This window comes from Streptomyces sp. NPDC086787, from assembly GCF_044745865.1.
In the GTDB taxonomy this organism is placed as follows: domain Bacteria; phylum Actinomycetota; class Actinomycetes; order Streptomycetales; family Streptomycetaceae; genus Streptomyces.
Genome location: NZ_JBIVBC010000008.1, coordinates 181,224 through 198,787 on the forward strand (window position 1 = coordinate 181,224; position 17,564 = coordinate 198,787).

Annotated in this window: 16 protein-coding genes; 6 read left to right on the forward strand and 10 right to left on the reverse strand. The window is 71.8% G+C overall.

What is annotated here, in order from left to right:
- Nucleotides 1-210 precede the first annotated feature (210 nt).
- On the forward strand, nt 211-969 hold the full coding sequence (locus ACIPK3_RS20935; protein WP_402571683.1) for a SigE family RNA polymerase sigma factor: 759 nt from the start codon (nt 211-213) through the stop codon (nt 967-969).
- Nucleotides 970-1,127: 158 nt separating this feature from the next.
- Here the strand turns inward: ACIPK3_RS20935 and ACIPK3_RS20940 are convergent, their stop codons facing one another.
- A complete protein-coding gene (locus ACIPK3_RS20940; RefSeq protein ID WP_402571876.1) occupies nt 1,128-1,730 on the reverse strand; it encodes a uridine kinase in 603 nt (200 codons plus the stop codon).
- Nucleotides 1,731-1,890: 160 nt separating this feature from the next.
- On the opposite strand from ACIPK3_RS20940, the gene ACIPK3_RS20945 reads away from it, so the two are divergent.
- Complete coding sequence (locus ACIPK3_RS20945; RefSeq protein WP_402571685.1) at nt 1,891-2,298, forward strand: hypothetical protein; 408 nt, start codon at nt 1,891-1,893, stop codon at nt 2,296-2,298.
- Nucleotides 2,299-2,388: 90 nt separating this feature from the next.
- Here the strand turns inward: ACIPK3_RS20945 and ACIPK3_RS20950 are convergent, their stop codons facing one another.
- From ACIPK3_RS20950 to deoC, 3 genes are read right to left on the reverse strand one after another with little or no spacing between them, the layout of a single operon-like run.
- Complete coding sequence (locus tag ACIPK3_RS20950) at nt 2,389-3,303, reverse strand: aldehyde dehydrogenase family protein (protein ID WP_402571686.1); 915 nt, start codon at nt 3,301-3,303, stop codon at nt 2,389-2,391.
- Nucleotides 3,296-4,732 (reverse strand): aldehyde dehydrogenase family protein, encoded by a 1,437-nt coding sequence (locus ACIPK3_RS20955; RefSeq protein WP_402571688.1) that lies wholly within the window; start codon nt 4,730-4,732, stop codon nt 3,296-3,298. Before ACIPK3_RS20955 ends, ACIPK3_RS20950 begins: the two co-directional genes overlap by 8 nt.
- A 5-nt stretch (nt 4,733-4,737) precedes the next feature.
- Nucleotides 4,738-5,718 carry a deoxyribose-phosphate aldolase gene (gene deoC / locus ACIPK3_RS20960; protein WP_402571690.1) on the reverse strand — a complete coding sequence of 327 codons (981 nt, stop codon included), beginning with the start codon at nt 5,716-5,718 and terminating at the stop codon, nt 4,738-4,740.
- Between the two features lie 125 nt (nt 5,719-5,843).
- Here deoC and ACIPK3_RS20965 point away from each other — a divergent pair, with 125 nt between their 5' ends.
- Nucleotides 5,844-6,485, forward strand: coding sequence for a PH domain-containing protein (locus ACIPK3_RS20965; protein WP_402571692.1), 642 nt, complete (start codon nt 5,844-5,846; stop codon nt 6,483-6,485).
- Nucleotides 6,486-6,590: 105 nt separating this feature from the next.
- On the opposite strand, the gene ACIPK3_RS20970 is transcribed toward ACIPK3_RS20965, so the two are convergent.
- The 4 genes from ACIPK3_RS20970 to ACIPK3_RS20985 form a co-directional block, all read right to left on the reverse strand.
- The gene (locus ACIPK3_RS20970; RefSeq protein WP_402571694.1) at nt 6,591-7,787 is read right to left on the reverse strand and encodes a hypothetical protein; all 1,197 of its coding nucleotides are present in this window, start codon (nt 7,785-7,787) and stop codon (nt 6,591-6,593) included.
- Nucleotides 7,788-7,952: 165 nt separating this feature from the next.
- Nucleotides 7,953-9,584, reverse strand: coding sequence for a phospho-sugar mutase (locus tag ACIPK3_RS20975; protein WP_402571696.1), 1,632 nt, complete (start codon nt 9,582-9,584; stop codon nt 7,953-7,955).
- 70 nt (nt 9,585-9,654) lie between these two features.
- Entirely contained in the window at nt 9,655-10,479 is an 825-nt protein-coding gene (locus tag ACIPK3_RS20980; protein ID WP_402571698.1) for a purine-nucleoside phosphorylase, read from the reverse strand.
- A 174-nt stretch (nt 10,480-10,653) separates the two neighbouring features.
- Nucleotides 10,654-11,091, reverse strand: coding sequence for a gamma-glutamylcyclotransferase (locus ACIPK3_RS20985; protein ID WP_402571700.1), 438 nt, complete (start codon nt 11,089-11,091; stop codon nt 10,654-10,656).
- Between the two features lie 118 nt (nt 11,092-11,209).
- Here ACIPK3_RS20985 and ACIPK3_RS20990 point away from each other — a divergent pair, with 118 nt between their 5' ends.
- Together ACIPK3_RS20990 and ACIPK3_RS20995 are read left to right on the forward strand one after the other, a co-directional pair.
- Complete coding sequence (locus ACIPK3_RS20990; RefSeq protein WP_402571701.1) at nt 11,210-12,658, forward strand: NAD(P)H-quinone dehydrogenase; 1,449 nt, start codon at nt 11,210-11,212, stop codon at nt 12,656-12,658.
- 166 nt (nt 12,659-12,824) lie between these two features.
- Entirely contained in the window at nt 12,825-13,793 is a 969-nt protein-coding gene (locus ACIPK3_RS20995) for a DeoR/GlpR family DNA-binding transcription regulator (protein WP_402571703.1), read from the forward strand.
- Nucleotides 13,794-13,887: 94 nt separating this feature from the next.
- Here the strand turns inward: ACIPK3_RS20995 and ACIPK3_RS21000 are convergent, their stop codons facing one another.
- Together ACIPK3_RS21000 and ACIPK3_RS21005 are read right to left on the reverse strand one after the other, a co-directional pair.
- Nucleotides 13,888-14,472 (reverse strand): TetR/AcrR family transcriptional regulator, encoded by a 585-nt coding sequence (locus tag ACIPK3_RS21000; RefSeq protein WP_402571705.1) that lies wholly within the window; start codon nt 14,470-14,472, stop codon nt 13,888-13,890.
- Nucleotides 14,473-14,610: 138 nt separating this feature from the next.
- Complete coding sequence (locus ACIPK3_RS21005; RefSeq protein ID WP_402571706.1) at nt 14,611-16,383, reverse strand: acetyl/propionyl/methylcrotonyl-CoA carboxylase subunit alpha; 1,773 nt, start codon at nt 16,381-16,383, stop codon at nt 14,611-14,613.
- A 374-nt stretch (nt 16,384-16,757) separates the two neighbouring features.
- Between ACIPK3_RS21005 and ACIPK3_RS21010 the strand changes: the two genes are divergently transcribed.
- Nucleotides 16,758-17,363, forward strand: coding sequence for a hypothetical protein (locus ACIPK3_RS21010; RefSeq protein ID WP_402571708.1), 606 nt, complete (start codon nt 16,758-16,760; stop codon nt 17,361-17,363).
- Nucleotides 17,364-17,564: the final 201 nt, after the last annotated feature.

Sequence of the window (17,564 nt, forward strand, 5' to 3'; positions counted from 1 at the left end):
GAAGGCCGCGTTCCCGCTAGCGCCACCACCTGTGCGCACACCGTGATCGACCTGTGCCCGGCCCCTGTGACAGGTCTGTGACAGTCGGCGGACACGGCGATGAAGGTCCCCCGGCAAGCTTCTCGGCACAGGCAAGAAAGCGGTCCGAAGCGGACCGGGGCAAGCCTGGGGCAAGACAGAACACCGGAAGTCCACGACGGGGGGCGCGAGATGAACACGCTGCACGGCATGAGCACCAGCGCAGTGATCACGCGCCTGCACGACGTGCACCGGGGGGCCGAGAAGTCCGGTGCCGTGAGCGGGCGGGGGTGCGCTCGCGGCACCGGGCGTCAGCACACCACGTACCTGTCGGTGGTTGACGCGCACACGGGGGGCAATGCCACCGGGGTCACGGGGGACCACGGGGGAAACGCGTACAGGGAGGACTCGGGGGAGAAGGCCTCGCTGACGGAGGCGGAGTTCACCGCCTACGTCCAGGAGCGCCGCTCCTCCCTGTACGCGACCGCGTACCACCTGACCGGGGACCGCTTCGAGGCCGAGGACCTGCTCCAGAGCGCGCTGTTCTCGACGTACCGGGCCTGGGAGCGGATCAGTGACAAGGCGGCGGTCGGCGGATACCTCCGCCGCACCATGACGAACCTGCACATCAGCGCCTGGCGGCGCCGCAAGCTCAACGAGTACCCGACCGAGGAACTGCCGGAGACGCCCGGCGACACGGACGCGATGCGCGGCACCGAACTGCGCGCCGTCCTGTGGCAGGCGCTCGCCCGGCTGCCCGAACTCCAGCGCACCATGCTGGTCCTGCGCTACTACGAGGGGCGCACGGACCCGGAGATCGCGGAGATCCTCGGCATCAGTGTCGGCACGGTCAAGTCCAGCATCTGGCGCTCCCTGCGTCGGCTGCGGGAGGACGAGGTCCTCAGCTTCGGCCGTGACGAGGAGGACGCCTTCGGGGAGCTGGTCGCCTGAAGGCTGGGGGAAACAGGGAAGCAGGGGTCCTCAAGGACCCACGGGGGACACGGGGAAATGGGGGGACACGGGGGAACACGGGGGAGAACGGGACTGGAGGGCCGGGGGGCCGTCCGGTCCCGTTTCCGTGTGCCGGGACGCGCCTCTGCGTACGACCGTCAGGCCGCCGTCCGCTGACGGACCCGACGCCCCGCCGCCGCGGCAGCGAGCCTGCTCAGCGCCTCGTCACGGTCGCAGGCGTGGGCGCCCAGTGACACCTGGCGGGCGACGATCGACCGCTCCGCGCGCATCAGCCGCCAGCCGCGCCGCAGCAGGAACGGCACCGACTTGCGGCCCTCCTTGAGGTCCCGCAGGAAGCGCCGCCGGAAGGTGGCGACCGGGCCGCGGCTCAGACACAGCGCGTCGGCCAGGACGCCCAGCTCGCGGCAGCGCTCCACGATCTCGGCGGCGAAGACGCCCTCCGCGATGAACAGCGGGGTGCGGTCGATGCACAGCGTCGACTCGCCGGTCCGCGCGCTCAGCGCGATGTCGTACACGGGTACGCCCGCCGACCCCGTGGCGCACAGCCGGCTGATGGCTTCGACGGCGACGTCCGCGTCCCAGGAGAGCGGATGGTCCCAGTCGATGTCCGAACTCCCCTCCACCAGAGGCAGCGTCGGGTCGTCGCCCTCCTTGTAGAAGTCGTCGAGGCGCAGCACAGGCAGCCCGGAACGGGCCGCGACGAGGGACTTGCCGGAACCCGAGGGGCCGCACAGCAGCACGACGCGGGCGGGAGACGGAGTATGAATGCTCACGGAACACCAGTTTGACGTATGACGGCACCGCTGCCGACCCCGCGGGTCGGCTTTGCAGCGTGCGTCACACCTCAACTACCCTTCGTGTCGTTTTCCTTACCCAGTGCATCGGAAGGCGGCATCAGCAATGGCCCGACACGCGTCCCCGCACAGCCCGACCGCTCGGCGCGCCCTGATCGCCCTCGCGACCGCCGGAGCGGCCCTCGGGGCGGGCGCGGCGACGGCCTCCGCCGCCCCCGGTGGGCTCCTCGACGCGCCGTCGCGGCCCACCTCGCTCGGCACGGTCGACCCGCAGGCCGGCACGCACGCGCTGACGGGCGCGGTGGGCTACGCGGTCGGCCCGCTCAACTCCATCAAGCCCAACCCCCTCGCGGGCACCGGAGTCGACCCGCTGGCCAACGGCGTCGGTACCCAGGTCGCCGACTTCAAGCCGCTGACCACCCAGGCGTTGACCGCCCCGGTGGCCGAGGCCGACTCGCTGGGCTCGCTCCCGGTGCTCGGGCAGGTGACGGGGCTGCTCGGCGGCGCCGCCTGAGGCGCGGGCGGCGTGCGCCGCCCGCGCGTGAAGAGAGCCGCGCTTCCCCCGGACGGAGGGGAAACGCGGCTCCCGTCCTGCGTTCCCGGCTCAGTACGACGAGCCGGACGCGCCCAGGGAACCGGTCGGGTGCCAGACCGTCTTGGTCTCCAGGAAGGCCGTCATGCGGTCGGTGCCCGGAGCGGCCGACCAGTCGTCCACAGGCTGTGGACGCAGTACGCGCTTCAGGTTGTCCGCGGCCGCGACCTCCAGCTCCTTCGCCAGCGCCTCGTCGGCGCCCGCGAGGTCGATCGCGTTGACGTCCTGGTGCGCGGCCAGCGGCGCCGCGATCTCCGCCGTACGGCCGGAGAGCACGTTGACGACACCGCCGGGCAGGTCGGAGGTGGCCAGCACCTCGCCCAGGGACAGCGCCGGGAGCGGCGACTCCTCGCTCGCGATCACCACCGCAGTGTTGCCGGTCGCGATCACCGGGGCCACCACCGACACCAGCCCGAGGAAGGACGACTTCTGCGGCGCCAGTACGGCGACCACGCCCGTCGGCTCGGGGGAGGAGAGGTTGAAGTACGGGCCCGCGACCGGGTTCGCACCGCCCACGACCTGGGCGATCTTGTCGGTCCAGCCCGCGTACCAGACCCAGCGGTCGATCGTCGCGTCCACGACCGCCGCGGCCTTGGACTTCGACAGCCCCTCGGCCTCGGCGACCTCGCGGACGAACTGCTCCCGGCGGCCCTCCAGCATCTCGGCGATCCGGTACAGGATCTGGCCGCGGTTGTACGCGGTCGCGCCGGACCAGGCGCCGAACGCCTTGCGCGCGGCGACCACGGCGTCCCGGGCGTCCTTGCGGGACGACTGCGGAGCGTTGGCCAGCCAGTTGCCCTTGGAGTCGGTCACCTCGTACACCCGGCCGCTCTCGGAACGCGGGAACTTCCCGCCGACGTACAGCTTGTAGGTCTTGAAGACGCTCAGGCGGCCCGCGGCGGAGCCGCTGATTGACTCTTTAGACATCGAGGTACGCCTCCAGGCCGTGGCGACCGCCCTCGCGGCCGAAGCCAGACTCCTTGTAGCCGCCGAACGGCGAGGTCGGGTCGAACTTGTTGAACGTGTTGGACCAGACGACACCGGCCCGCAGCTTGTTCGCGACGGCCAGGATCCGGGAACCCTTCTCGGTCCAGATGCCCGCCGAGAGGCCGTACTGCGTGTTGTTGGCCTTGGCGACGGCCTCGTCCGGGGTGCGGAAGGTGAGGACCGACAGCACCGGGCCGAAGATCTCGTCCCGGGCGACGGTGTGCGCCTGGGTGACGTTGGTGAACAGCGTCGGCGCGAACCAGTAGCCCGAGCCGGGCAGTTCGCAGGCCGGCGACCAGCGCTCGGCGCCCTCCGCCTCGCCCTGCTCGGCGAGCGCGGTGATCCGGGCCAGCTGCTCGGCGGAGTTGATCGCGCCGATGTCCGTGTTCTTGTCGAGCGGGTCACCGAGGCGCAGCGTGGACAGCCGGCGCTTGAGGGAGTCGAGCAGCTCGTCGTGGATCGACTCCTGGACCAGCAGGCGCGAGCCCGCGCAGCAGACCTGGCCCTGGTTGAAGAAGATGCCGGTCACGATGCCCTCGACGGCCTGGTCGATCGGGGCGTCGTCGAAGACGATGTTGGCGCCCTTGCCGCCGAGTTCGAGGGTGAGCTTCTTGCGGGTACCGGCGACCGTGCGGGCGATCGCCTTGCCGACGGCCGTGGAGCCGGTGAAGGCCACCTTGTTGACGTCCGGGTGCGCGACGAGGGCGGCGCCCGTGTCGCCGTAGCCCGGAAGGATGTTGACGACACCCTTGGGCAGGCCCGCCTGACGGCAGATGTCCGCGAAGAACAACGCGGACAGCGGGGTCGTCTCGGCGGGCTTCAGGACGACCGTGTTGCCGGTCGCGAGCGCCGGGGCGATCTTCCACGCCAGCATCAGCAGCGGGAAGTTCCAGGGGATGACCTGGCCCGCCACGCCGAGCGGCCGCGGGGTCGCGCCGAAACCGGCGTGCTCCAGCTTGTCCGCCCAGCCCGCGTAGTAGAAGAAGTGCGCCGCGACCAGCGGGAGGTCCGCGTCGCGGGTCTCCTTGATCGGCTTGCCGTTGTCCAGCGTCTCCAGGACCGCCAGCTCGCGGCTGCGCTCCTGGATGATCCGGGCGATGCGGAACAGGTACTTGGCGCGCTCGGAGCCCGGCAGCGCGGACCACTTCTCGAACGCCTTGCGGGCGGCCCGGACCGCGCGGTCGACGTCCGCCTCACCCGCCTGGGCGACCTCGGAGAGGACCTCCTCGGTGCTCGGGCTGACCGTCTTGAAGACCTTCCCGTCGGCGGCGTCGGTGAACTCGCCGTCGATGAACAGGCCGTACGAGGGCGCGATGTCGACGACCGAGCGGGACTCGGGCGCGGGCGCGTATTCGAATGCCGATGCCATGATGATCAGTCCACCGTCACGTAGTCGGGTCCGGAGTAGCGGCCGGTGGCCAGCTTCTGACGCTGCATCAGCAGGTCGTTCAGGAGCGAGGAGGCGCCGAAGCGGAACCAGTGGTTGTCCAGCCAGTCCTCGCCCGCGGTCTCGTTGACCAGGACCAGGAACTTGACGGCGTCCTTGGTGGTGCGGATGCCGCCGGCGGGCTTCACGCCGACCTGGACACCGGTCTGGGCGCGGAAGTCGCGGACGGCCTCCAGCATGAGGAGGGTGTTGGCCGGGGTCGCGTTGACGGCGACCTTGCCGGTCGAGGTCTTGATGAAGTCGGCCCCGGCCAGCATGCCGAGCCAGCTCGCCCGCCGGATGTTGTCGTACGTCGACAGCTCACCGGTCTCGAAGATGACCTTGAGCCGGGCGGACGTCCCGCAGGTCTCCTTCACGGCGACGATCTCGTCGTACACCTTCAGGTAGTGGCCCGAGAGAAACGCGCCACGGTCGATGACCATGTCGATCTCGTCGGCGCCCGCGGCCACGGCGTCACGCACGTCGGCCAGCTTCACGTCGAGCGCGGCCCGGCCGGCCGGGAAGGCGGTGGCGACCGACGCGACCTTCACTCCGGAGCCGGCGACGGCCTCCTTGGCGACGGCGACCATGTCCGGGTAGACGCACACGGCGGCGGTCGTCGGGGTCGTACGGTCGGTCGGGTCGGGATGGGCGGCCTTGGCGCCGAGCGCCCGGACCTTGCCCGGGGTGTCCGCGCCTTCCAGCGTCGTCAGGTCGACCATCGAGATCGCGAGGTCGATGGCGTACGCCTTCGCGGTGGTCTTGATGGAACGGGTGCCGAGGGAGGCGGCACGCGCCTCCAGGCCGACCGCGTCGACGCCGGGCAGTCCGTGCAGGAATCGGCGCAGCGTGCTGTCGGACGCGGTGACGTCAGCGAGCGCGGGTGCAGCCGGTGCAGTGGCGGGTGCAGCAGGTGCAGTACTGGGCATGGTCACCAGCCGAGCATATCTACGCGCGTAGCTGCTGTACACCCCCGGGTCCCTTTCCGGCTGCTTTCCGGCTGCTCCGCGACCGCCCGCGAGCACCGCCGACGGCTTCGGGCAGAATCGGAGGCATGACGACCCCGGACCACCAGTCACCCGCGCCCCAGCCTCCGGCACCTGCCGTCAAGGACCGGCTGTACCGCTCACCCATGGCGCTGGTGAGCGGTGTGCTGCTGCTGGCCGTCATGGGCTGGCTCGGCATCGACGCGCTGGCCCGCGGGAACGGGCGCACGCCGTGGCTGGCACTCGCCCTGATGATCCTCGCCGTGCCGCTGGTGGTCGCCTTCACCCTGCGACCGGCCGTGTTCGCCAACGACGACAGGCTGCGTGTCCGCAACCCGTTCCGGGTGATCATCCTGCCCTGGGGCGAGGTCGAGAGCCTGCGCTCCGGCTACTCCAACGAGGTCGTCGCCAAGTCCGGCACCAAGTACCAGCTCTGGTCCATCCCCGTCTCCTTCCGGGGCCGCAAGCAGGCGGCCCGCCGTGAACACCGGGCCGCGATGGACGTGGCCCAGGGCCGCCCCAGCCCCACCGAGGCCCGCGTCCGCGCGCAGGGCGACCAGGCCATGGACGAACTCCGCGAACTCCTGGACCACCACAACCACTCCGGGGCGCCCGACGAGACCGGGATCACCGTCCGCTGGGCCTACGAGATCGCGGCCCCCGTGGTGGCCGGCGCGGTGCTGCTGGCGGTGCTGCTGGCGGTGGGGTGAGCGCGGTCGGCCGGGCGAGGCTCTCGCGAATCAAGGCTCTCGCGGATCACGTCGTGCGGTCGCGGGTGCAGTGGTACCGGCCATGACCCGAAGCGGGTCACCCCGTCACGGTGCGCTCGGCCACACCAGCAGCATGTACGCCCCCCAGTAGGCCGACCCCGCCACCGCCGCCGTCAGGATCAGGGCGCGTTGGCGCAGGGAGGCGCGGGACAGGTGCAGGGCGATCGGGAGGAGGAGGGGGAAGGCCGGGAGCAGGAAGCGGGCGCGGGGGAAGTAGACGCCGCCGCTGGCGACCACGATCGTCAGGAGGACTCCCGTGAAGACCAGGAGGGGCAGGGGCTGGCGGTCCCGTGCGGACACCGCGAACAGGACGGCGGCGCTCAGCATGGTGAGGGTGACCATGACCAGGAACAGCTCGGGCCGGGACTGCTGGCCGAACAGCTCACGCAGGCGCCGCAGGGTTTCGTGGCCGCCGTCCAGCTCGTTGTGCCACAGGCGTTGTACGGCGAAGTAGCCGTCCCAGCGGCGCAGCCGCAGGCCCACCCAGGTGATGTACGCGCACCAGCCGAGCGGGGCGAGCAGGGCGCCGGCGAGGGCGCGGAGCGAGAAGCCCCGGCGCAGGGAGAGCAGCGCGGCGACCGTGACGGCGGCGGCCACCGCGATACCGGTCGGGCGGGTCAGCCCGGCGAGGCATGCGCCCACGCCCGCCCACACCCAGTGCCGGCCGAGCAGCGCGTGCAACGTCCAGGCGGTGAGCGCGCAGAACAGCGACTCGGTGTACGTCATCCACTCGACCAGGCCGACCGGGAACGCGGCCCAGAGGGTGGTGAGCAGGATGCCGACCCGCCGCCCGTGCAGCCGCTCGCCCACCGCGAAGACTCCCCAGGCCGCGAGGAGCGAGGCGACCACGGCGACGCCCAGTCCGGTGCTGGCCCGGCTGCCCGGGGTGACGACGGCGACCGCCCGCACCAGCATCGGGTACAGCGGGAAGAAGGCCAGGTTGTTCGCGTCGTAGAGGGTGCCCAGTTCGTGCGTGTAGCCGTGGGCCGCGATTCCGAGGTACCAGCGGGAGTCCCACTCCGTCGCGATCATGGCCCAGACCCCGTGGTGGCGGCGGTGCGCCCAGAGCACGAGGAACAGCAGGCCGGACAGGCGTACGGCGAGGAAGGCGCCCAGGGCGGGGGCCGCCAGCCGCAGGCCGCGCAGTACGCGCGGCGGAACGGCGGCCGGGGCGTGGGGGCGCCGGCGCCGGGTGCCCGGGATGTGCCCGCTCGGGGCGGTGTCGGGGACGGTCGGGGACACGGCGGCGGCTCCAGTACTCGTCGTCGGGCGGTACCGGTTGAACGTTGCCCGGCGGGCACGGCGGGCTGCGGCGCGTCCGTCAGCTGTCGCCCCTAAATCACTCGATGGGGTGCCCCCTGGTGGCAGGGGCACCCCATCGAGTGGGACGAGCGCGGGGACCTGTGGTCAGATGCCCGCCGCCGTCGACAGGTCCCGCTTGATCGCGGCCAGCAGCTCGGCGGCACGCGCGCGGGCCGCCGGCAGCTCCTCGTGCGCGGCCACCGGCACGACCGCCTCCAGGTAGCACTTCAGCTTGGGCTCGGTGCCGCTCGGGCGGACGATGACCCGGGCGCCGTCGAGCGTGTAGCGCAGGCCGTCCGTGGGAGGCAGCGTCTCCGTTCCCCGGGTGAGGTCCTCCGCCCTCGTGATGGCCAGGCCCGCGAGTCCGGTCGGCGGCTGCTCGCGCAGGCGGCGCATGGCGTCCGCGATGACCGACAGGTCCGCCACCCGCACCGAGAGCTGGTCGGTGGCGTGCAGACCGTGTTCCACGGCGAGGTCGTCGAGCAGGTCGAGCAGCGTGCGGCCCTGCTCCTTGAGCTCGGAGGCCAGTTCGGTGATGAGGAGGGCGGCGGTGATGCCGTCCTTGTCCCGTACGCCTTCGGGGTCCACGCAGTAGCCGAGGGCCTCCTCGTAGCCGTAGCGCAGGCCCTCCGCGCGGGCGATCCACTTGAAGCCGGTGAGGGTCTCCTCGTGGCGCAGCCCCGCCTTCCGGGCGATCCGGCCGAGGAGGGACGAGGACACGATGGACTCGGCGAAGGTGCCGGTGGCGCCGCGCCGTACCAGGTGGGCGGCGAGCAACGAGCCGACCTCGTCGCCGCGGAGCATGCGCCACTCGCCCGCGTCCTCGACCGCGACGGCGCAGCGGTCGGCGTCCGGGTCGTTGGCGACGACCAGGTCGGGGGCGGTCGCGCGGGCCGCGGCGAAGGCGAGGTCCATCGCTCCCGGCTCCTCCGGGTTGGGGAACGCGACGGTCGGGAAGTCCGGGTCCGGCTCGGCCTGCTCGGCCACCAGGACGGGCTCCGGGAAGCCCGCGCGGGCGAACGCGGCGACCAGCACGTCCTTGCCGACGCCGTGCATCGCCGTGTAGACGGTGCGGGCGGTGCGCGCGGAACCGGTGGCCAGGACGGCGTCGGTGCGGGCCAGGTAGGCGTCGAGGACCGTGTCGTCGAGGATCTCCCAGCCGCCGTCCGGGCGGGGTACGTCGTCCAGGGAGACGATCGCGTCGATCTCGGCGGCGATCTCCGCGTCGGCGGGCGGCACGATCTGCGAGCCGTCACCCAGATAGACCTTGTAGCCGTTGTCCCGGGGCGGGTTGTGGCTGGCGGTGACCTCCACACCGGCGACCGCGCCCAGGTGCCGGATGGCGAAGGCGAGGACGGGAGTGGGCAGCGGACGGGGGAGCACGGCTGCGCGCAGCCCTGCGCCGGTCATCACCGCGGCGGTGTCGAGGGCGAAGTCGGCGGACTTGTGGCGGGCGTCGTAGCCGATGACGACGAGTCCGTCGCCCTGGCCCTGCTGCTTCAGGTGGGCGGCGAGACCTGCGGCGGCGCGGATGACGACCGAGCGGTTCATGCGCATGGGGCCGGCGCCCAGCTCGCCGCGGAGTCCGGCCGTACCGAACTGGAGAGTGCCGGCGAAGCGCGCGGCGAGCTCGCTGACGTCCCCCGCCTCGATGAGCTTGGCCAGCTCCTCGCGGGTCTCGGCGTCGGGGTCCTCGGCCAGCCACGCCTCGGCCTTGGCGATGAGATCGTCGTGCACGGTCGGTCAACCTCTCCTGTTCGTGTTCGTGGGGCTGTCCCAGGGGGCCGGAGCCCCCTGGCGGGGTTCCCTACAGGCGCCCCAGCACCTGGCCCAGCAGCGCGCCCATCCGGGCCGCCGAGTCGCGGCCGGCCTGGAGGACCTCCTCGTGGTTCAGCGGCTCGCCGGTCATGCCCGCGGCGAGGTTGGTGACCAGGGAGATACCGAGCACCTCGGCGCCGGCCTCGCGCGCGGCGATGGCCTCCAGCACCGTGGACATGCCCACCAGGTCCGCGCCGATCACGCGGGCCATGCGGATTTCGGCGGGCGTCTCGTAGTGCGGGCCGGGGAACTGCGCGTAGACGCCCTCCTCGAGGCTGGCGTCGATCTCCTTGCACAGGGCGCGCAGCCGCGGCGAGTACAGGTCCGTCAGGTCAACGAAGTTCGCCCCGACGATCGGCGAGGTCGCCGTCAGGTTGATGTGGTCGCTGATCAGCACCGGCTGGCCGGGGCGCATGCCCTCGCGCAGACCGCCGCAGCCGTTGGTGAGCACCACGGTCTTGCAGCCGGCGGCCACGGCGGTACGCACCCCGTGCGCCACGGCGGCCACGCCGCGGCCCTCGTAGTAGTGCGTACGGCCGAGGAAGACCAGCGCGCGCTTGTCGCCGATGGAGTACGAGCGGACCTTGCCGCCGTGCCCCTCCACCGCCGGCGGCGGGAAGCCGGGCAGCTCGGTGACCTGGAACTCGGCGTCGGGTGCGCCCAGGGCGTCGACGGCCGGAGCCCAGCCGGAGCCCATCACGAGGGCGACGTCGTGGGTGTCGGCGCCCGTGAGCTCGCGCAGGCGCGTGGCGGCGGCGTCGGCGGCGGCCTGCGGGTCGCCCTGGATGTCGTCCGGAAGAAGAGATGCGTTCACGCGGAAGAGGGTAGCCGCTCTCGGCCTACGCGCGTAGAGTGAGGGACGTCACGTCTTGGCCATCGTTGTCATGTCGTTTCCAACAAAGGCCGCGTGGTTTCCGGCAAAGGCAGGCACAGAAGTGCCCCAAGAGATCTTGGGGCACCGGCGGTGGCACTGCTGGTCGCCGGGCCCTCAGCAGGGCCGCTTCCGCAGCTCCATCACATAGTCGTGGGGCGCCCCGGCCGACTCGGCCGCGTCGGCGATCTCGCCGAGGTAGCGGGCCGACGGGAGGCCGCCCTCATAGCCGTTCAGCGCGTACGCCCAGGCCTGCTCCTCGCCGTCCAGGGTGTGCACACGCAGCCGCACCCGGCGGTAGATGCCCAGCCCCACGCCCTCCCAGCGGTCCAGGGACTCCTCGTCCAGGGGCGCGATGTCGTACAGACCGACGAAGACCTGGGACCCCGGCTGTTCGACGATCGTCGCGAGCGCGCCCTCCCAGCCGAGCTGCTCGCCGCCGAAGGTCAGCCGCCAACCGTTCAGCCAGCCGGTGGCACGCAGCGGCGAGTGCGGGGCGCGGCGGGACATCAGCCGCGCGTCGAGGTTGCCGGCGTACGAGGCGTAGAGCGACATGGGTCAGAGGGTACGGCAGGGAAAACCCCGGTCCCCCACGCCCCGGAAGTACCCGCGGACCCCGGAACGGGCGCCGGTCCCGCCCCCGGGGCACTGGCACGTTGAAGCGTGCGGGACAATGGAGTACGTGACTCGGATCGTGATCATCGGTGGCGGACCCGGCGGATACGAAGCGGCGCTGGTCGCCGCTCAGCTCGGCGCGGAGGTGACCGTCGTCGACTGCGACGGCCTGGGCGGGGCGTCGGTGCTGACCGACTGCGTGCCGTCGAAGACCCTCATCGCCACGGCCGAGGTGATGACCACCTTCGATTCCTCGTACGAGGAACTCGGGATCATCGTCGCGGACGACACCCCGCACATCGAGCAGGCCGCCCGCGTGGTCGGCGTCGACCTCGGCAAGGTCAACCGACGGGTGAAGCGGCTCGCGCTCGCGCAGTCGCACGACATCACCGCCTCCGTCACGCGCGCCGGCGCCCGGGTCATGCGCGGCCGCGGCCGCCTTGAGGGCATGCAGGCCCTCGACGGCTCCCGCAGGGTCGTCGTCACCGCCGCCGACGGCACCGAGGAGACCCTCGCCGCCGACGCCGTCCTGATCGCCACCGGCGGTCACCCGCGCGAGGTCCCCGACGCCCAGCCCGACGGCGAGCGCATCCTCAACTGGACCCAGGTCTACGACCTCACCGAGCTCCCCGAGGAACTCATCGTGGTCGGCTCGGGTGTCACCGGCGCCGAGTTCGCCGGCGCCTACCAGGCCCTCGGCTCCAAGGTCACCCTGGTCTCCTCCCGCGACCGCGTGCTGCCCGGCGAGGACCCGGACGCCGCCGCCGTCCTGGAGGACGTCTTCCGCCGCCGCGGCATGAACGTCATGGCCCGCTCCCGTGCCGCCGCCGCCAAGCGGGTCGGCGACCGGGTCGAGGTCACCCTCGCCGACGGCCGGGTCATCACCGGCACCCACTGTCTGATGGCCGTCGGCGCCATCCCCAACAGCGCGGGCCTCGGCCTGGAGGAGGCCGGGGTCAGGCTCCGCGACTCCGGGCACATCTGGACCGACAAGGTCTCCCGGACCACCGCGCCCGGTGTGTACGCCGCCGGTGACGTGACCGGTGTCTTCGCCCTCGCCTCGGTCGCCGCCATGCAGGGCCGTATCGCCATGTACCACTTCCTCGGCGACGCGGTGGCCCCGCTCAACCTCAAGACCGTCTCCTCGAACGTCTTCACCGACCCGGAGATCGCCACCGTCGGCTACACCCAGGCCGACGTCGACTCCGGCAGGATCGACGCCCGCGTGGTGAAGCTCCCGCTGCTGCGCAACCCGCGCGCCAAGATGCAGGGCATCCGCGACGGCTTCGTGAAGCTCTTCTGCCGTCCGGGCACCGGGATCGTCGTCGGCGGTGTCGTCGTCTCGCCCCGCGCCTCCGAACTCATCCACCCCATCTCGATCGCCGTCGACAACAATCTGACGGTCGAACAGATCGCGAACGCCTTCACCGTGTACCCGTCTCTTTCGGGGTCGATCGCCGAGGTGGCCCGCCAGTTGCACACTCGGAAGACGTCCGGCGAGGCCTGATGTCCGGAAGCGACTCCCCGCTGGTCACGGGGAGTTGCCGGGCATGCGAGCGGCATAGTCGGGACGGATAGGCCCTATACCACCTCCCGCCCCACCGTGCGAACAACTTCTGCTATTCGGCGCAAACTGCTGAAAGCAGACGGTCGTTGGGGTTACTGTCAGTTTCGTGTTCGCTGCAGAACGTCGCCAATTGATCCTCGAAATGGTGCGAGCGAACGGAGCCGTGTCGCTCCGTGAACTCGCCCGCGTCGTCCAGACCTCTGAAGTGACCGTACGGCGGGACGTGCGCGCACTGGAGGCAGAAGGACTCCTCGACCGCCGGCATGGCGGTGCGGTATTGCCGGGCGGTTTCACGCGGGAGTCCGGCTTTCCGCAGAAGTCTCATCTCGCGACCGCCGAGAAAACGGCCATCGCCGATCTCGCCGCGGGTCTCGTCCAGGAGGGCGAGGCCATCGTGGTCGGGGCGGGTACCACCACCCAGGAGCTGGCCCGCCGGCTCGCCCGGGTGCCGGGTCTGACCGTCGTCACCAACTCCCTGCTGGTGGCCCAGGCGCTGGCGCACGCCAACCGCGTGGAGGTCGTGATGACCGGCGGTACCCTGCGCGGCTCCAACTACGCCCTCGTCGGCTCCGGCGCCGAGCAGTCCCTCCAGGGGCTCAGAGTCTCCAAGGCCTTCCTCTCCGGGAGCGGGCTGACCGCAGAGCGCGGGCTGTCCACGTCCAACATGCTGTCGGCGTCCGTCGACCGCGCGCTGGTCCAGGCGGCCGCCGAGGTCGTGATCCTCGCCGACCACACCAAACTGGGCACCGACACGATGTTCCAGACGGTGCCCACGGATGTGATCACCCGGCTCGTCACCGACGATCCGCCCGCCCACGACGACCGTGCGGTCACCGAGCTCCAGGCCCTCGCGGACCAGGGGGTGCAGATCGCCGTGGCCGGGGCGTCCGGGAACCCGGGGGGTGATCAGGTCCCGGCGCGCCAGCAGCGTCGGGACGTCTCCCTCCCAGGGCCCCGGCGGGGACATGTCCCTGGGGCGGGGCTGCGTACGGCCACGGCTGCCGCCGCCACGGCCCTCGGGGAGCAGGGGGCCGCCGAACAGCGGGCACGGGTGGCCGATCTTCGGCGCCGCTAGGGTTCGGGGTCCCTGGGGTCCTTGGGGTCCCGGGGAGGTCCCTGGGGTCCCGGAGGTCCTTCAGGGTTCCCCCGAGCCGCTCGGTCGGCCGTCCTCAGGCCTCCTTCAGGCCCTGTAGGGTCAGGCGCAGCAGGCGGTCCGCCAGGTCCTGGTCCGCCGGCGACTCCTCCGCCGCCAGCGCGATGGCGTGGGTGAGCTTGAGGAGGTCGGAGATCGCCACGTCGTGGCGTACGGCGCCCGCGCCCTGAGCCCTGGTCAGGAGGGCGCCGCCGGCCTCGTGGATCGGGGTGCTGCAACCGGCCAGGGCGGAACCCGGGTCGGCGGAGACGGCCATCAGGGCCCTGGCCAGACCGCGGTACTCGCTCGCGTGGGTGACCATCTCGCGCAGCCAGGTCACCAGTGCGGCGCAGGGCTCGGGGTCGTGCAGCAGTTCGCGTGAGCGGGCCAGGAGTTCGCTCACCGCGTCCTCGAAGACCGCGCTCATCAACGCCTGACGGCTGGGGAAGTGCCGGTACAGGGTGCCGATCCCGACGCCCGCCCGCCGGGCCACGTCCTCCAGGGACGTGTCCGTGCCGTGCTCGGCGAAGGCGGCCCGCGCCTCGGTGAGCAGACGCTCGCGGTTGCGCCGGGCGTCGGCGCGCATGGCGCGTGGCTCCGGCGTCCCGGTCGTTCCCGCCATTGCCTGCCCCCACCTCTCCGGATCCCCCGGAAGCCGTCCGAAGCGCCTTCGGACGCCTCCAGCATGCCAAAACGAGGCGCCCCGCGGACCCGGTGTGCAACAGGGTCCGCGGGGCGCCTCGGGACGCGTGGGCCGGGATCAGTCCTTGATCTCGCAGATCGCTGCGCCGGACGTGATGGACGCACCGACCTCGGCGCTCAGGCCCTTGATGGTGCCGTCCCGGTGCGCGTTGAGCGGCTGCTCCATCTTCATCGCCTCGAGGACGACGACCAGGTCGCCCTCCTTGACCTCCTGGCCCTCCTCGACGGCGACCTTGACGATCGTGCCCTGCATCGGGGAGGCGAGGGTGTCGCCGGAGGCGACCGGGCCCGACTTCTTGGCCGCGCGGCGCTTCGGCTTGGCGCCCGCCGCGAGGCCGGTGCGGGCCAGGCTCATGCCCAGCGACGACGGCAGGGAGACCTCGAGACGCTTGCCGCCGACCTCGACCACGACCGTCTCACGACCGGTCTCCTCGTCCGCCTCGACGTCTGCCGGGGCGGTGAAGGGCTTGATCTCGTTGACGAACTCGGTCTCGATCCAGCGGGTGTGCACCGTGAACGGCTCCGCGGAGCCGGTCAGCTCGGGCGCGAACGCCGCGTCCGTCACCACCGCACGGTGGAACGGGATGGCCGTGGCCATGCCCTCGACCTGGAACTCCTCCAGGGCACGGGAGGCCCGCTCCAGGGCTTCCTTGCGGGTACGGCCGGTGACGATCAGCTTCGCCAGCAGCGAGTCCCAGGCCGGGCCGATGACCGCGCCGGCCTCCACGCCCGCGTCCAGCCGGACACCGGGGCCCGACGGCGCGTCGAACCGGGTGACCGTGCCGGGCGCCGGCAGGAAGTTGCGGCCCGGGTCCTCGCCGTTGATCCGGAACTCGAACGAGTGGCCGCGCAGCGCCGGGTCGTCGTACCCGAGCACCTCGCCGTCGGCGATGCGGAACATCTCGCGGACCAGGTCGATGCCGGCGACCTCCTCGGTGACCGGGTGCTCCACCTGGAGGCGGGTGTTGACCTCCAGGAAGGAGATCGTCCCGTCGTTGCCGACGAGGAACTCCACGGTGCCCGCGCCGACGTAGCCGGCCTCCTTCAGGATGGCCTTCGAGGAGCTGTACAGCTCGGCGACCTGAGCCTCCGACAGGAACGGCGCCGGAGCCTCCTCGACCAGCTTCTGGTGGCGCCGCTGGAGCGAGCAGTCACGGGTGGAGACGACCACCACGTTGCCGTGGCTGTCGGCCAGACACTGGGTCTCCACATGCCGCGGCTTGTCCAGGTAACGCTCGACAAAGCATTCGCCCCGGCCGAAGGCGGCGACCGCCTCGCGGACCGCGGACTCGTACAGCTCCGGCACCTCTTCGAGAGTCCGCGCGACCTTCAGACCACGGCCACCGCCGCCGAACGCCGCCTTGATGGCGATCGGCAGACCGTGCTCCTCGGCGAAGGCGACGACCTCGTCGGCGCCGCTCACCGGGTCGGGCGTACCGGCGACCAGCGGGGCGCCCGCGCGCTGCGCGATGTGACGGGCCGCCACCTTGTCGCCCAGGTCGCGGATGGCCTGCGGCGGCGGGCCGATCCAGATCAGGTCCGCGTCGAGGACCGCCTGGGCGAACTCCGCGTTCTCCGAGAGGAAGCCGTATCCGGGATGGATGGCGTCCGCACCGGACTCACGGGCGGCGTTCAGGACCTTCTCGATGTCCAGATAACTGGTGGCCGGAGTGTCACCGCCCAGGGCGAACGCCTCATCCGCGGCCCGGACGTGCAGAGCGTCCCGGTCCGGGTCGGCGTAGACGGCCACGCTCGCGATCCCGGCATCCCGGCAGGCACGGGCCACGCGGACAGCGATTTCGCCACGGTTGGCGATGAGCACCTTGCGCACGATTGAGGCTCCCTCCTTGAAACAAGCCGAGTTTAGGGACTGCCGACACGGCACTACGACCCGTCCCCAATGGTGAGCTTGCCCACACGGAGCGTGATTCGAGGCTCGCTCGACCCGCGAAAGCCCTTGTCGTACCTCGGTACGCAGGACTCCTCCCGGAAACCCTAGCCCTGTCATGTGGCCAAGGTCTCTGTGAGAGCGTGCCGCGGCACACTCGGTTTCTTTGTCGAGTCCCTACGAATGGCCCAATGATTCTTTGCCCGTGACAGAACCCTTGTCCCCAGGTTTACCCGTTAGTAGCGTTCGCGATGGCTCGAACGTACTTCAGGTAACAGCAGCCGGGCTCGGGCTGCGGTCGAAAGTGGGTGGGACCGGTGGTGCGCAGACCGGTGGCGTGGCTCGTGGCGGTCGTCCTCCTCGCCGAGGGGCTCGGCATCGCCGCACTGAACTGGTTCATGGGGATCGTGGTCGACCGCCAGGACATGTCGTTGGCCGGCCTGGACCCGGACACGATGGCCACGTCCTCGAAGGTCGGCGGGGTGGTGTTCGGGCTCTACTTCGCGCTGTGCGCGCTGGTCGCCGTGGTCGTGGCGATACGCAACCGAGCCCCCGCCGGGTTCGGGCGTGTCCTGCTGATCAGCGCGGCCGTGGTGCACGGGCTGCTGGGGGCGTTCGCCATCGGCCTGGTGAGCTGGACGGCGTTCGTGTTCATGATGGCCGTACTGGGCCTGATAGTGCTGCTCCTGATGACCTACGACCGCCGGCCGGGTCCCTCGGCCGAATCCGCCGCCGACGGCGGCACACCCGCCGGAGACCAGCCGGAGGCCAAGGCCACCCCCGCCCCTCAGGGCACCCGGGAGGGCACGACCCACCCGGGCGACACCCGTTCGGCGGAACCGGGGCCCCAGCACCGCACGGAGCCCCAGGACGACGTCCCGGCCGGGCTCGCCCGGACCGGCGCGAGTCCCCGGCACCCGTGACGCCGTGAGACCGGTGCCCGTGGCGTGGGCGCGGCCCGGGCCTCTCGGCCGGGAGCCACGGTTCGGCAGGGGGAGTCTCCGTGACGGTCCCCTCGGCGCGGCCCCGCGGCGCGACGTCCCCGGCGCCCGTGACTCCGTGAGACCGGTGCCCAGGGCCGTAGGCCGCGACCCGGGCGCCTCGGCCGGGAGCCACGGTTCGGC

What these genes read in the sequence shown, in the direction of transcription:
- ACIPK3_RS20985 (WP_402571700.1), bottom strand. Translation starts at nt 11,091, where the DNA reads ATGTCGCTCTACGCCTCGTACGCCGGCAACCTCGACGCGCGGCTGATG.
- ACIPK3_RS20990 (WP_402571701.1), top strand. Translation starts at nt 11,210, where the DNA reads ATGGAGTACGTGACTCGGATCGTGATCATCGGTGGCGGACCCGGCGGA.
- ACIPK3_RS20955 (WP_402571688.1), bottom strand. Translation starts at nt 4,732, where the DNA reads ATGGCATCGGCATTCGAATACGCGCCCGCGCCCGAGTCCCGCTCGGTC.
- ACIPK3_RS20950 (WP_402571686.1), bottom strand. Translation starts at nt 3,303, where the DNA reads ATGTCTAAAGAGTCAATCAGCGGCTCCGCCGCGGGCCGCCTGAGCGTC.
- ACIPK3_RS20945 (WP_402571685.1), top strand. Translation starts at nt 1,891, where the DNA reads ATGGCCCGACACGCGTCCCCGCACAGCCCGACCGCTCGGCGCGCCCTG.
- ACIPK3_RS20935 (WP_402571683.1), top strand. Translation starts at nt 211, where the DNA reads ATGAACACGCTGCACGGCATGAGCACCAGCGCAGTGATCACGCGCCTG.
- ACIPK3_RS21000 (WP_402571705.1), bottom strand. Translation starts at nt 14,472, where the DNA reads ATGGCGGGAACGACCGGGACGCCGGAGCCACGCGCCATGCGCGCCGAC.
- ACIPK3_RS20965 (WP_402571692.1), top strand. Translation starts at nt 5,844, where the DNA reads ATGACGACCCCGGACCACCAGTCACCCGCGCCCCAGCCTCCGGCACCT.
- deoC (WP_402571690.1), bottom strand. Translation starts at nt 5,718, where the DNA reads ATGCCCAGTACTGCACCTGCTGCACCCGCCACTGCACCGGCTGCACCC.